A 14036-nucleotide genomic window follows, 5' to 3' on the forward strand; every position below is an offset into this window, starting at 1 on the left:
AGATGGGGGACACGTGACCACGAAAGATCAGAATTCGACCTCGAAGCCTGCCGAGGCCGAGGACGTCGACGACGCCGTCCGCGCGGCCGAACCGGCCGAGCCCGCCGAGGTGAAGGAGTCCGGGGCCGATTCCGAGGATCAGGTGGCCGGGTTCTTCCCGCCGGTACCGGACTCGATCGACCACACCGTGCACCTGGCCGGCGGTCCCGGCCCGGGACCCAATCCGTTCGCCGCGCCCGGCGGGCCGAATCCGTTCGCGCCCGGGGCGCCGTTCCCGGGCCCGGGTGGACCCGACGGGCCCAATCCGTTCGCGCCCAACGGCCCTGGGCCGTACGGACAGCCGGGTTTCCACAACGGTGGTTTCCCGCCGCCGGACGCCGGGCAGTTCGCCCCGCCGCCGCATCCCGGTGCGCCGCTGGGTGAGGTGGCCGACCACGCGCCGTACGGCGAGTTCCGTCAGGAGATCGGCAGCGACGGCATGGTGCGCCGGGTGTTCTCGGAGCACCCCGCCCCGGGTGAGGGCGAAAAGCCCGCTGAGCCAGGGCATTTCGGCCCGCCGGGACAGCCGGGTCAGTTCGCGCCGTCCAACGATCAGCCGGGCGGGCCGATCTACAGCTGGTCGCCGCCGCCGGCCGCGCCGCCGCAGCACTCCCAGCCGCATCCGCAGGTCGGATTCCAGCCCGGCTGGAATCCGCAGCCGCAGCAGGGTTTTCCGCCGCAGCAGGGCGGTTTCGGGCAGCCGGGATTCGGGCAGCAGCTGCCGCCCGGGCATTCGGTCAACGATCTGAACCTGTTGAAGCGGGCCCGCCGCGCACCGCGCAGCGGCTGGCGGCGCGCCGTGCACAAGGCGTCCGGCGGCGCCATCAATCCGGGCGAGTCGGCCGCGGATGTGGTGTATCGGCAGCTGGTGGACCGGGTGAATCAGCCGGTGCGCGGGGACTACCGGATCGCCATCCTGTCGCTCAAGGGCGGCGTCGGAAAGACCACCACCACGGTCGGTCTCGGCTCCACCTTCGCCTCGCTGCGCGGTGACCGGGTGATCGCCATCGACGCGAACCCGGACCTCGGGACGCTGGCACACCGGGTGCCGCGCCAGACCCGCTCCACGGTGCGAAACCTGTTGGAGGACGGGCACATCACCCGGTACTCCGATGTGCGGGCGCACACCTCGCAGGCCCCGAGCCGACTGGAAGTGCTTGCCTCCGAACAGGATCCGGCGGTGTCGGAGGCGTTCTCCGAGGCGGACTACCGCAAGGCGATCGGCATCCTGCAGCAGTTCTACAACATCATCCTCACCGACTGCGGCACCGGCCTGATGCACTCGGCCATGTCCGGCGTGCTGGATATGGCGAGCTCGCTGGTGCTGGTCACCTCCCCGGCCATCGACGGCGCGCGCAGCGCCTCGGCCACGCTGGACTGGCTCGATCACCACGGCTACCACAAGCTGGTGGAGCGAACCGTGGTGGTGGTCAACGCTTCTCGTAAGGGCTCGTCCACGGTGGATCTGGATCAGCTGCGCAAGCTGTTCCTCGACCGCACCCGCGCGGTGCAGGTGGTGCCGTTCGACGATCATCTGGCCGAGGGCGCGGAGATCGACTTGGAACTGGTCGGCAAGCCCACCCGCCGCGCGCTGCTGGAGCTGGCCGCCATGGTGGCCGACGATTTCGGCTATCACGCTGCCGCCCAAGGCTTCCCGCCGCAGCAGCAGGGCGGATACCAGCAGCCGATGCCGCCGCAGCAGGGTGAATTCCAGCAGCCCCAGGGTGGCTACCCTCAGCAGCCCCAAGGCGGGTTCCCGCCGCAGCACTAGCGTTCGTCATCCCGGCGTGCTTTTGGCCGGGATCCACGCTGTGTGAGTAGATTCCGGCCAAAAGCACGCCGGAATGACAAGGGTGGCCCTCGATTCGATCGAATCGAGGGCCATTGTCGGGCCGGGCGTGGAACCGCAGCGTCAGGCGTGGACCAGGGGCGCGAGGGCGCGGCCGGCGAGTTCCACGGTGCCCTCCTCGTGCCCGTTGGTGACCAGGTTGACGATGATGCCGTCGATGCCGTGATCCAGCACCCGGGTCTGGATCTGCTCGGCGACTTCGTCCGGGGTGCCGACGAATTGGCGGTCGGCCGGGGTCTGGCGCAGCTGCTCGACCGGCAGCGCGCTCAGGTCGCTGATGCCCATCCGGCCCAGCAGCTCGGCCTGGGTCTTGCGGGCGCGGTCGCCGTCCTCGTCGACGATGACGAAGGCCAGGAAGCTGGTCTCGAGGGTCTTGGGGTCGCGGCCCGCCTCGTCCAGCCGGGCGTGCAGCGCGTCGAGCTTGCGCGGCAGTTCCGAGGCATTGCAGATGATGTTGAGGTGATCGGCGAACCGCGCGGCCAGGCCGAAGGTCTTCTTCTCGCCGCCGCCGCCGAGCAGGATCGGCAGGTCGTCGCGCACGCGCGGCTCGTTCATGGCGTTCTCGGTGTGATACCACTTGCCGTCGAAGGTGGAGTGCTGCCCGCGCAGCATCGGCGTGATGATCTCGAGCGCCTCCTCGAGCTTCTCGAACCGCTCGGTGAAGGTGCCGAAGTCGAATCCGTACGCCTGATGCTCGAGTTCGAACCAGCCCGCGCCGATGCCGAGCACGGCCCGGCCGCGGCTCACCACGTCCAGCGTGGTGACGGTCTTGGCGGTCAGCGCCGGATTGCGGTAGGTGTTGCCGGTCACCAAGGCGGACAACTGGATTCGCTCGGTCGAGGCGGCCAGGCCGGACAGCGCGGTGTACGCCTCGAGCATCGGCTCCTCGGGCGCGCCCAGCAGCGGCAACTGGTAGAAGTGATCCATCACGAAGGCCGCGTCGAAGCCCGCCGCCTCCGCCTCACGCGCCTGCGCCACCACCGCCGGGAAGAGATCCCGCGGCGCGACCCCGTAGCTGAAGTTCGGCATCTGATACCCGAGTCGAATGCTCATGCCGCCACGCTAGAACCTGGAGTGCACTCCAAGTCAACCCATCGCGCCGAGTGTTCACCGCGGGCCTATTCGGCTCCGGTCGCGCGGCGGGCGGCGGCCTGGAAGGCGGCGATGACGATGGCCACGGCGGGGCGCTTGGCGGCGTGCGGGCGGGTGGCCAGATCGTAGACGCGGGCGGCGCGGACGCCGGCCAGCCGGAGCATCACCATTTCGGGGTGGCGGACCGCGTAGCGGGGCATGAGCGCCACCCCGTAGCCGGTGGCGACCAGTGCCTCGATCACACCGAATTCGTTGAGCCGCTGCGCGATTCGCGGCTGGACGCCGGTGACGGTGGCGATCGAGCGCAGCACGTCGTCTACCGGGAACCCGGTGCGCACGCTGATCCACGTCTCGTCCGACAGCTCGGCCGGCACCACCGCGCCCTGGCGGGCCAGCCGATGGCCGGGGGCCACCACCACGTCGATCGGCTCGCGCATGAGCACCCGCGACGCCACGCGCGGTCCGCTCAGCGACGGCGCGCGCTCGTCTCGATGCGTCAACACCACGTCGTAATCGGCCAGCAAACGCGGCACCTCGTTGGGCGGCACGTCCTCGTCGCGCGCCACCATCTCCACCCCACTGTCGGCCAGCTCCGCCAGCACGTGCGGCAGCAGCAGCGCCGCGCCGGAGGGAAACAGCGCCACCCGCACCCGCCCCCGCGGCGATCCGCGATACTCCGCCATCTCGTTGACCGCGCGTTCCATCGCCTCGAGCACCTCGTCGGCCCGCACCACCAGCGCCCGCCCCGCATCGGTCAGCCGCACTCTCCGCCCATCCGGTTCGAGCAGCGCCACTCCGGCCTCCCGCGCCAGCACCTTCAACTGCTGCGACACCGCCGACGGCGTCATCGACAATGCCTCCGCCACTGCGGCAACCGTCCCGCGATCCGCCAATTCCCGCAGCACCCGCAGCCTTTCGATCGACATGAGCGGCCCCTCGGGGCGGTTCGCGCCGGAACTCCCGGAGTGGTCGCCCTCGGTCACCGGGCTGGACTCCACCCGCCTGGCCCTGGCCGGCGACCCGGCCCGCCGGGCCCGGGGAGTGGGGGCGTCGGCTCGGGGAGTGGCTGCGTCGGCTCGGGGAGTGGCTGCGTCGGCTCGGGTGGCCGGGGCGTCGGCCCGGGTGGTGGGGGCGGGCGGGGTGGCAGGATGACCCGCGGCCTCGGGTCCGGCCGGGGTGTTGCGGGCGACGCGGCGTGGGGGTGGGACTGCGCGGGGTGGATCGGGGTGGGGCACGGTTAAGTTCTACTACATTGTCGGTGCAGAATTATTCGATTGTGCTTACCTATCGGTGGCCGCAGGATTTTCGGTATGACCAATCGCGATCGACTGCTCGGGCTCACCGTCGTGGTGTTGTGGGGCCTGAACTTTCTGGCCATTCACGTGGGGCTGGAACACTTCCCGCCGTTCTTCTTCGCGGGGCTGCGGTTCGCCGTGATCGCGATTCCGGTGCTGATCTTCGTGCCGCGGCCCAAGGTGCCGTGGAAGTGGCTGCTGCTCTACGGCGTCGGGTTCGGGATCTTGCAGTTCGCGTTCCTGTTCACGGCCATGCGGACGGGCATGCCGACCGGATTGAGTTCACTGGTCTTGCAGTCGTCGGCGCCTTTCACGGTATTGCTCGGTGCGATCTTCCTGCGGGAGCGGCTGCGGGGGCTGCAGTTGGCGGGTATCGCGGTGGCGATGCTGGGCATGGGGGTGATCGGCTGGGATCGTTCGCAGCACGCGGCGCTGCTGCCCTTGCTGCTGACCTTGGCCGGCGGGCTGGGGTGGGCGTTCGGCAATATTGGATCACGTTTGGCCGCAGCGGAATCCGAGGGTGTGAACCCACTGCACCTCACCCTGTGGATGGCTGTGGTGCCGCCCATCCCGATGTTCGCGCTCTCCGCGCTGACCGAGGGCCCGACCACCGGCTGGAACGATCTGATCGGCTCCTTCTCCGCATCCGGCTGGCCGGCCTTCGCGGCGCTGGCCTACATCGTGCTGCTGGGCACCATCGCCGGGTCGGGCCTGTGGACGTTTCTGATGAGCCGTTACCCGGCGAGCACGGTGGCCCCCCTGTCGCTGACCGTCCCGGTGGTGGGCATCGCGGCGTCCTGGGCCTTCCTGCGCGAGACCCCGTCGCCGACGGCCCTGATCGGCGCGGTCATCGTCATCGCCGGCGCGTTCACGGCCACCTCGGCCCGCCGCCGGATCGTCCCCGCACCCCTCGCGGTCACCCCGATCGCAAGAATTTCCACCCCAACCGACCATCTGTCTGCGACAGCTCCCTAGGATGCGGTCCAGGCGTGGGAGGTACAGGGTATGGCAGGACAGCGTTTGTCCGTCACGCGGCGCACGGTGCTGCGTTCAGCGGTGGCGGCCGGGGCGATGGCGGGGGCGGTGGCGGCGGGGGCCGTCACGCCGACCGCGGCCCGGGCCGGCGCCGGACGTCGGGTCGCGGTGCTGGGCGGTGGTGTCGCGGGTCTGACCGCGGCCCACGAACTGGCCGAGCGCGGCTTCGAGGTGACCGTCTACGAGCGGCGCGCGCTGGGCGGCAAGGCCCGCAGCATCGCGGTGCCGGGCACCGGTAAGGACGGGCGGCCGGAACTGTGGGGAGAGCACGGTTTCCGGTTCTTCCCCGGTTTCTACCGGCACATCCCCGACACCATGCGGCGAATCCCGTTCGCGGGCAACGCCAACGGTGTGTGGGACAACCTGGTGGCGGCCCCGGAGGCGCGGTTCTCGCGCAAGGACGCCGACGACGTCATCATTCCGATGGGCCGGTTCGGCAAGATCTGGTCCACCCCGGACGACTTCCGGGAGACCGTCGGCTCGGCCATCGAGACCTCCACCAATATGGGCACCGCGGACGCCCTCTACTTCGCCAACCGGCTCCTGGTCTTCAACACCAGCTGCGATGCCCGCCGGTACGGGCAGTGGGATCAGATGTCGTGGCGCGACTACGTGGGTGCGGGCAAGCGCTCCAACGAGTTTCGCATGCTGCTCTCGCGCACCCTGACCACGCTGCTGGTGGCCGCGCGGGAGGACAAGGCCAGCACCCTCACCATCGGCACCATGGGCGAGCAGTTCCTGGGCAATCCGCTCGAGGTCGCCAACGACGGTGCGCTGGACCGGTTGCTGAACGGGGCCACCAACGAGGCGTGGATCGACCCATGGGTGAACCGGCTGCGGGATCTGGGCGTCACCTTCGTCAGCGGCGAGGTCAAGGGGCTGGAGCTGGACGGGTCCCGCATTTCCGGTGCGCGCGTGGTGGATTCGTCGGGCGCGGCTCAGACGGTCGGCGCCGACTATTTCGTGAGCGCGGTGCCGGTCGAGGTGGCCCGCACCCTGTGGACGCCCGAAATCCTGTCGCTGCGACCGGATCTGGCGGGTATGAGCCAGCTGACGGTGGACTGGATGACCGGTATCCAGTTCTTCCTGCGCCGCGCCACCGATATCGCGCGCGGGCATGTGGCGTACGTGGATTCGCCGTGGTCGCTGACCTCGATCGCGCAGGGCCAGTTCTGGAACCGCACGCCGCTCACCGGGCTCGGCGACGGCACCGTGCGGGACTGCCTGTCGGTGGACATCTCCGACTGGAACACCCCCGGCATGCTGTACGGCAAGACGGCCAAGGAGTGCACCCACGAGGAGATCGCGCGTGAGGTGTGGGCGCAGCTCAAGGCGCATCTGAACGACCGCGCCGAATTGTTGCGCGACGACGACCTGCACTCCTGGTTCCTGGACTCCGGGGTCGCGTGGGACGCGGGGCAAAAGCGTAATTCGAATGCCGATCCGCTGCTGATCAATACCGCGGGCTCGTGGGCTTTGCGCCCGGAGGCCCATAACGCCGCGCTCGAAAACCTTTTTTTGGCAGGCGATTACGTGCGGACCAATGTGGATCTGGCGACCATGGAGGGCGCCTCGGAGGCCGCGCGCACGGCGGTGAACAAGCTTCTCGACGTCGCGGGTTCGGATGCCGCGCGCTGCCAGTTGTTCACGCTGTACCGGGCGGTGGAACTGGAGCCGTTCCGCCAGCTGGACACCGCGCGCTACGCGGCGGGGCAGCCGAACATGTTCGACGCCTGAGGTCTTCACCTCGGCGGGCAATGTCTCACATCGGCGTGAAAATCGCTGGTGCGCACGGGTGCCGGGCGCGTTGAATCGAGTCATGAGCGAGATCACCGACCCGGCCCAGCTGCGTGAACTCCTGGGGGAGCCCGGCCCGCGCGCCGTCAGCAAGGAACGGACCGCGCTGCATCCGCGCGATCGGCAGTGGATCGCCAACTCCCCGTTCATCGTGCTGTCCACCAGTGACGCGGACGGGAATTGCGACGCATCACCGAAGGGTGATCCGGCCGGTTTCGTGAAGGTGCTCGACGACTCGACCATCGTCATCCCGGAGCGTCCCGGCAACCGCCGCGCGGACGGCTACCTCAACATCCTGTCCAATCCCCATGTGGGCGTGCTGTTTCTGATCCCCACCCGCGGTGAGACGCTGCGCGTGAACGGCCGCGCCCGGCTGCTGAGCGACGCACCGTATTTCGACGACATGGTGGTGCAGGGCCACCGTCCGATCCTGGCCATCGAGATCGCGATCGAGCAGATCTTCTTCCACTGCGCCAAGGCCATGCTGCGCAGCGACCTGTGGAAACCGGAGAAGTGGGCCGCCGTCGACATGCCCTCGCACGCCCGCATGGTGAAGGAACTCCAGCCGCAGACGACCGAAACCGTGGAGCAGCTGGAGGACTACTACGCCAACCACTACGAGTCGCTGCTCTACAAGAGCTGAGCCGCGTCCGCCTGGGAGCCGAATGCGGCGCAGCTCACGCCCGGACCGGCGATACCGCCCGCGCATCACGGTTGTGGTCCCCATAAACTCGCGGTCGTGGCAGACATCTCGATGCGCGGACAGCTGGCGTTGCGGGCCGCGACGGCGGCGTCGTGGGCCTCCCGGCGGGCCGGGCGTGGCAACGGCTCCATGATCGGCGGCCTGATCGCGCTGAAGATCGATCCCTCGCTGATGGGTCAGCTGGGTCGTGGCAAGCGGACGGTGCTGGTGACCGGCACCAACGGCAAGTCGACCACCACCCGCATGACGACCGCGGCGCTGCAGACGCTGCCCGGCGCGGGCGGACCCGGCAAGGTCGCCACCCAGGCCGACGGCGCGAACATGGACGCGGGCATCGTGGCCGCGCTCACCGCGCATCGCGCCGCGCCGCTGGCGGCCATCGAGGTGGACGAACTGCATCTGCCGCATGTGGCCGACGCGCTCAACCCGTCGGTCGTAGTGCTGCTGAACCTTTCCCGCGACCAGCTGGACCGGGTCGGCGAGATCAATATGATCGAGCGCCGCCTGCGTGAGGGCATGGCCCGGCATCCCGCGGCCGTGCTGATCGCCAACTGTGACGACGTGCTGGTGACCTCCATCGCCTACGACCATCCGAACGTGGTGTGGGTGTCGGCCGGCAGCGGCTGGTCGGTGGACGCCTCCAGTTGTCCGCGCAGCGGCGAACCGATCGTGTGGGAGGGCGAGCACTGGTACAGCACCGGCGCCGACTTCCGGCGTCCCGAACCGCAGTGGCGGGTCGACGAGCACACCCTGTACGGGCCGGACGGCCTGGAAGTCCCGCTCTCCCTTGCCCTTCCGGGGCGCGCCAATCGCGGCAACGCCGCGCAGGCGGTGGCCGCCGCGGTCGCGCTGGGCGCGGATCCGGCGCGGGCGGCCGCGGCCACCGGCACCGTGCGCGAGATCGCGGGGCGCTACCGCAGCATCGATGTGAACGGGCGCAGCACCCGCATGCTGCTGGCCAAGAACCCGGCCGGCTGGCAGGAGGCGCTGTCCATGATCGACCCGGACGCAACGGGTCTGGTGATCGCGGTCAACGGCCAGGTGCCCGATGGCGAGGATCTGTCCTGGCTGTGGGATGTGCGCTTCGAGCACTTCGAGGGCACCCAGGTGGTGGCCGCCGGCGAGCGCGCCACCGATCTCGCGGTGCGGCTGACCTATGCCGGCGTGGAGCACATCACCGTCGCGGATCCCGTGCGCGCCATCGCCTCCTGCCCGCCCGGCCGGGTCGAAGTGCTGGCCAACTACACCGCGTTCCGTGACCTGAACCGCGATCTGGAGGCGGGGTCCCGCGCGTGAACGGTCAAGCCCGGAGGCGGCAGCGGAGTGTAACCACGCAGGGCTCCGCTCACGCGCACAAGGAGACAGCATGAGTGAATCGACCGTCCGTATCGGCCTCGTCCTGCCCGACGTCATGGGCACCTACGGCGACGGCGGCAATGCCGTCGTGCTGCGGCAGCGCGCGCGCATGCGGGGCTACGACGCCGAGATCATCGAAATCCCGCTCACCGAACCGGTTCCCAACTCGCTGGACGTCTACACCCTGGGCGGCGCGGAGGATTCGGCGCAGCGCCTGGCGACCCGGCACCTGCAGCGCTACCCCGGGCTGCAGGAGGCCGCCGGGCGCGGCGCGCCGGTGCTGGCCATCTGCGCGGCGATCCAGGTGCTCGGCCACTGGTACGAGACGTCCTCGGGCGAACGCGTCGACGGCGTCGGCCTTTTCGACGTCACCACCTCCCCGCAGGACAAGCGCGCCATCGGCGAGGTCGCCACCCACCCCCTGCTCCCCGGCCTCACCCAGCCCCTCACCGGCTTCGAAAACCACCGCGGCGGAACCAAACTCGGCGGCGACGCCAAACCCCTGGCCCGCGTCACCAAGGGCGTCGGCAACGGCGTCGGCGACGGCCTCGAGGGCGTAGTCCAAGGCTCCGTCCTCGGCACCTACATGCACGGCCCCGCCCTGGCCCGCAACCCCGAACTCGCCGACCACCTCCTCGCCCGCGCCCTCGGCCTGAATTCCCTTCCCCCCCTCGACCTCCCCGAAGTCGACCAACTCCGCCGCGAACGCCTCCGCGCCTGAACCCCATCGCCGTCGCAACACCGCCTCCGCAAAGCCGTGAGCTCCATGCGACAGCCGCCGCCATGTGGTGTGAGTTCAGCCGATCGCTGCCGCTGGGTGGTTGAAGGGCCTCAGGCGAAGCCGGCCCGGTGGTGAAAGGGCTCAGGCGAAGCCGGCCGGGTGGTGAAGGGGCTCAGGCGAAGCCGGCCGGGTGGTGAAGGGGCTCAGGCGAAGCCGGCCGGGTGGTGAAGGGGCTCAGGCGAAGCCGGCTGGGGGTGAAAGGGGTTTCAGGGGAAGCCCCTGAGAGCTACGAGAGTTGTGGTCTCTCACGAAGGTGTTGAGGGGGCGATCGGGGACCGGTAGTGTCGCGCGCGGCCATGCGTGATGAGGGAGGTGGCCGGTTGCGTAGACGCGCCGTGCTCAAGGCTGCCGGGATGGCGGCTCTGCTGGCGGGTGTCGGGACGGGTGCCGCCAGCCGCGGCGCCGGCCCCGCGTCCGCCAATCCGCTGTGGAACGCGCTGTTCCAGGCATGGGTGCCGGAAATCTTCGCGCCGCTACCGGATCCGCCGGAACACAGCGAGGCCATCGTCATCGGCTCCGGTTTCGGCGCGGCGGTCACGGCGCTGCGGCTGGCCGAGGCGGGCGTGCGGAACACGGTGCTCGAACGCGGCTCCCGCTGGCCCAACGACCCGTGGCGGGAGATCTTCACCGGCGACGATCTGCCCGACGGCCGCGGCTTCTGGCACCGCACCAGCTTCACCGGCGTCACCAAGGTGCCGATGCCATGCGCGGATTTCGGTGGCGTGCTGGATGTCACCGAGTACCCGGGCATCGACGTGTGGCGGGCCGCGGCCGTCGGCGGCGGCTCGATCGTCTTCACCGGCGCCATGGTCGCGCCCCCGAAGCACCTGTTCGACCAGGTGTTCCAGGGCGTGGTGAACTACGACGAACTGGATTCGGTCTACTACCCGCGGGTCCGGCAGATGCTGCGGCTGTCCACCATGCCGGCGGACGTCTACAACTCCGCGCCCTTCACCCACTCCCGCATCTGGGATCAGCAGGTGCGCGCCGCGGGATACGAACCGCAGGCCAATGATTCGATCTTCAACTGGGATGTGATCCGCTCCGAACTGGCGGGCGCCAGCCGTCCGTCGGCGACGGCCGCGCGCAGCAGTCTCGGAAACTCCAACGGCGCCAAGTTCGATCTGAACCAGAACTACCTGCGCTATGCCGAGGGCACTGGCAAGTCGGCCATCTTCCCCGGCCACCGCGTCGATTCCATCGGCCAGGACGGCTCCGGCAAGTACGTGGTCGCGGTGACCAAGCTGGCCCCCACCGGCCAGGTGCTCGGTACCCGCACTCTCACCTGCGATCGCCTGTTCCTGGGCGCGGGCTCGGTCGGCACCTCCGAACTGCTGGTGCGCGCACAGGCCACCGGCGCCCTCCCGAATCTCAACGAGCACATCGGCGACGGCTGGGGCACCAATGGCGATGTGGTGCTGGCCCGCAGCATCAGCTCCCCGTCCGCGACCGGTGGCGGCGTGCCCAGCGCCAGCCGCATCCTCGACGAGTCGGGCATGCCGCTGCACCTCGAAAGCTGGTATGTGCCAGGCATTCCCGTCGACACCGGTGCGGTCGCCTCACTGGGCATCGTGCTGGACCCGACCCGGGCCCGCTTCGGCTACGACCGCGCGAGCAACGGGGTCGGGCTGAGCTGGCCGCGCGCGGCACAGGACGCGGTGGTGGCCGCCTGCCGCACGGTCGATCACCGCATCGCGCAGGCGGGCGGCTCGATGATGGATTACACGCCGATCGGCTACGACGCGCAGGGCGCTTTCACCGCGCACCCGCTCGGCGGCGCGGTGCTCGGGCAGGCCACCGACGGTTACGGCCGCGTCGCCGGCCACCCGGGCCTGTACGTCATGGACGGCGCGGCCATCCCGGGCAGCACCGCCACCGTCAACCCGTCGCTCACCATTACCGCTGTGGCCGAACGCAATATCGAAGCGATCATCCGCGCTGGGCGTTAGCTCCGGCCGACGCCTCCTCCCGGGTCGTTTGCGCCGACTACGCTGGCGGGACCGTTCGATGAGGAAGGGGACGCCGTGATCGAGCCCGTCGCACCGGAGGCCGAGGAGTTTCCGAACAAGCCTCCGGTCTTGTGGATGGACTTCGTCATGCTCGCCTTGGCGATCGTGTCGGTCGTTTTGGTGGCGTGGGTGACTTTCTTCCCGGTCGCGGCCCACACCTACCGGACCATCCGGGTCGTCGACTACACGATCTGCGGCGTCTTCCTCGCCGAATTCCTGTGGCGTTGGCGGCGTGAGGGCTGGAGCTGGACGTTCCCGTTCGTCTACTGGTACGAGGTGTTGGGCATGATCCCGGTGACCAGCCCCTTCTTCCGCGGCTTCCGGCTACTGCGCATCGTGGTGATCGCGGTGCGGCTGGGCCGAGTAGCTGACCGCGCCTTCGGCGACCGGATCACCGCCGCCGTGGTGAACCGTTCGATCGGCGCGATCGTCGACGCGGTCAAGCGGCCGGTCACCATGGCGGTGCTGGAGGAGGTCGCCCAGGTGTTGCGCACCGGCCAGTACACCCGCAATATCGCGGGCGCGCTCGAGGAGAACCGCTCCGAGATCGATCGGATGATCCTCGAAATCATCCGCCAGGACCCGCAATTGGGCCGGGTGCGCTATCTCCCGTTCCACGAGGACATCATTCGCGGCATCGCCGACGCCAGTTTCCGCGTGGTGTTCCAGGTGCTGGCCGATCCCCGCACCGACGAACTGGTCGCGGATGTGCTGCGCGAGAACGTGAATCAGATGCGCGAGGCGGTCCGCCAGGGCGTGCACGTCCCGGAGTCCATCGACCACCGGCTCGTGCAGCGCCCCTGAACGGGCCCGTGCGGGTCCCTACAGCTGCCCGTGCCGGATCAGATCGCGCGGCTGGGCATACCGGACCACCTCGAACACGATGACCGCCAGCAGCACCGCGCACAGCACGCCGAGCGCGGCCAGTGCGGGCAGATTCGTGGCCACCGGAATCGATGCCAGCAGCAGGACCGAGGCCACCAGCCGCGGCACCAGCACCTTGCCGGTCGCGTAGTGCCGGAATCCGGCCAGCGCCACCAGATACGCGATCACGCCGCCGTAGAGAGCGAACAGCGGAATCCCGTGCAGCTCGTCGCTGAGCGAATGACCTTGCGCCCCACCGACATAGCTGAGCACCTTCTTCAAACCCAGTGCCATGGCCACGATTCCGGCGATCATCGGGAAGTGCCAGAAGGTGTAGCAGTTGCGGGCGATCTGAATGCGCCGCTCCCCGCCGGCTTCGTGCATGGCGTGCTCCACCACCAGTGCGGCCACATCGAAGTACGCCCACCACAGCAGCCCCGCCACCGCCAGACCGAGCAGCGAGCCGACCGCGATCGACCACGAGATCGGCAGTCCCGCTACACCGACGCCGATGGACACGATGGATTCGCCCAGCGCGATGATCACGATCAGCCCGTACCGTTCGGCGAAATGCGAGGCCGAGTACAGCCGCCATTCGTTGCCCGCGAAGAACGTCCAGCCCATGTCCCACACCAGCGCGGCCAGCCACAGCCCCAGCTGCAGCGTGGTGTGCGCGAGCGCGCCCGTCACCAGCAGCACGCTCGCCACGCTGAGCGAGCCTGCCGCCCAGCGGATCACCTGCCGCCGCAGCTGCGCGTCGTGCGCGCTCGCCAGCCAGAACACGCTCAGGTGAACGAACCGCACCACCAGATAGGCGATGACGAACACCAGCGGCCCGTACCAGCCGCCGGGCAGATCGTGGAAGGACTCGGGAATGGTCAGCGCGATGAGGAATACCGCGCCCATGGCCACGAACATGGCCACCCGCCCGATCCCCTCGTCGGCCTTGACCACGTTGCCGAGCCAGGAGTAGCCGATCCAGGCCCACCACAGCATGGCCAGGATCAGCAGGGCGCGTAGCAGATTGACCGCGGTGGTCTCGTGCGCGGCGAAGTCGGTGACCATGGTGAAGGCGAAGACGATCACCAGGTCGAAGAACAGTTCCAGCTGGGTCACCGAGGCGTTCTCGGCGACCGGCGCCATGCGGGGGTGTGCGGGACCGGGCATGCAGGACATACTGCCTGGTCTGCGCTCCGAAAGGCAGTGTCAGCGGCGA

Annotated in this window: 12 protein-coding genes; 9 read left to right on the plus strand and 3 right to left on the minus strand. The window is 69.4% G+C overall.

Features of this window, described 5'->3' with window-relative positions:
• The first annotated feature begins 13 nt into the window (after window positions 1-13).
• A complete protein-coding gene (locus D7D52_RS03415) occupies window positions 14-1810 on the plus strand; it encodes a MinD/ParA family ATP-binding protein (RefSeq protein ID WP_120735013.1) in 1797 nt (598 codons plus the stop codon).
• A gap of 141 nt (window positions 1811-1951) precedes the next feature.
• Here D7D52_RS03415 and D7D52_RS03420 read toward each other — a convergent pair whose 3' ends face one another.
• On the minus strand, window positions 1952-2941 hold the full coding sequence (locus D7D52_RS03420) for an LLM class F420-dependent oxidoreductase (RefSeq protein WP_120735014.1): 990 nt from the start codon (window positions 2939-2941) through the stop codon (window positions 1952-1954).
• 65 nt (window positions 2942-3006) lie between these two features.
• On the minus strand, window positions 3007-3906 hold the full coding sequence (locus D7D52_RS03425) for a LysR family transcriptional regulator (protein WP_120743764.1): 900 nt from the start codon (window positions 3904-3906) through the stop codon (window positions 3007-3009).
• Between D7D52_RS03425 and D7D52_RS37530 the strand changes: the two genes are divergently transcribed.
• From D7D52_RS37530 to D7D52_RS03460, 8 genes are all read left to right on the plus strand, one after another.
• Window positions 3905-4132 carry a hypothetical protein gene (locus D7D52_RS37530; protein ID WP_162958150.1) on the plus strand — a complete coding sequence of 76 codons (228 nt, stop codon included), beginning with the start codon at window positions 3905-3907 and terminating at the stop codon, window positions 4130-4132. The genes D7D52_RS03425 and D7D52_RS37530 overlap by 2 nt on opposite strands.
• Window positions 4133-4290: 158 nt before the next feature.
• On the plus strand, window positions 4291-5250 hold the full coding sequence (locus D7D52_RS03430) for an EamA family transporter (RefSeq protein WP_120735015.1): 960 nt from the start codon (window positions 4291-4293) through the stop codon (window positions 5248-5250).
• Between the two features lie 30 nt (window positions 5251-5280).
• A complete protein-coding gene (locus tag D7D52_RS03435; RefSeq protein WP_120735016.1) occupies window positions 5281-7047 on the plus strand; it encodes a hydroxysqualene dehydroxylase in 1767 nt (588 codons plus the stop codon).
• An 82-nt stretch (window positions 7048-7129) separates the two neighbouring features.
• Complete coding sequence (locus tag D7D52_RS03440; protein ID WP_120735017.1) at window positions 7130-7750, plus strand: pyridoxamine 5'-phosphate oxidase family protein; 621 nt, start codon at window positions 7130-7132, stop codon at window positions 7748-7750.
• A 111-nt stretch (window positions 7751-7861) separates the two neighbouring features.
• The gene (locus D7D52_RS03445; RefSeq protein ID WP_120743765.1) at window positions 7862-9106 is read left to right on the plus strand and encodes a Mur ligase family protein; all 1245 of its coding nucleotides are present in this window, start codon (window positions 7862-7864) and stop codon (window positions 9104-9106) included.
• A 70-nt stretch (window positions 9107-9176) separates the two neighbouring features.
• The gene (locus tag D7D52_RS03450) at window positions 9177-9887 is read left to right on the plus strand and encodes a type 1 glutamine amidotransferase (RefSeq protein ID WP_120735018.1); all 711 of its coding nucleotides are present in this window, start codon (window positions 9177-9179) and stop codon (window positions 9885-9887) included.
• Window positions 9888-10267: 380 nt separating this feature from the next.
• Window positions 10268-11896, plus strand: a complete 1629-nt coding sequence (locus D7D52_RS03455) for a GMC oxidoreductase (RefSeq protein ID WP_120743766.1) — start codon at window positions 10268-10270, stop codon at window positions 11894-11896.
• Between the two features lie 75 nt (window positions 11897-11971).
• Entirely contained in the window at window positions 11972-12760 is a 789-nt protein-coding gene (locus D7D52_RS03460) for an ion transporter (protein WP_120735019.1), read from the plus strand.
• 18 nt (window positions 12761-12778) lie between these two features.
• On the opposite strand, the gene D7D52_RS03465 is transcribed toward D7D52_RS03460, so the two are convergent.
• Window positions 12779-13987 carry a low temperature requirement protein A gene (locus tag D7D52_RS03465; RefSeq protein WP_120735020.1) on the minus strand — a complete coding sequence of 403 codons (1209 nt, stop codon included), beginning with the start codon at window positions 13985-13987 and terminating at the stop codon, window positions 12779-12781.
• Window positions 13988-14036: the final 49 nt, after the last annotated feature.

This window comes from Nocardia yunnanensis, from assembly GCF_003626895.1.
In the GTDB taxonomy this organism is placed as follows: domain Bacteria; phylum Actinomycetota; class Actinomycetes; order Mycobacteriales; family Mycobacteriaceae; genus Nocardia; species Nocardia yunnanensis.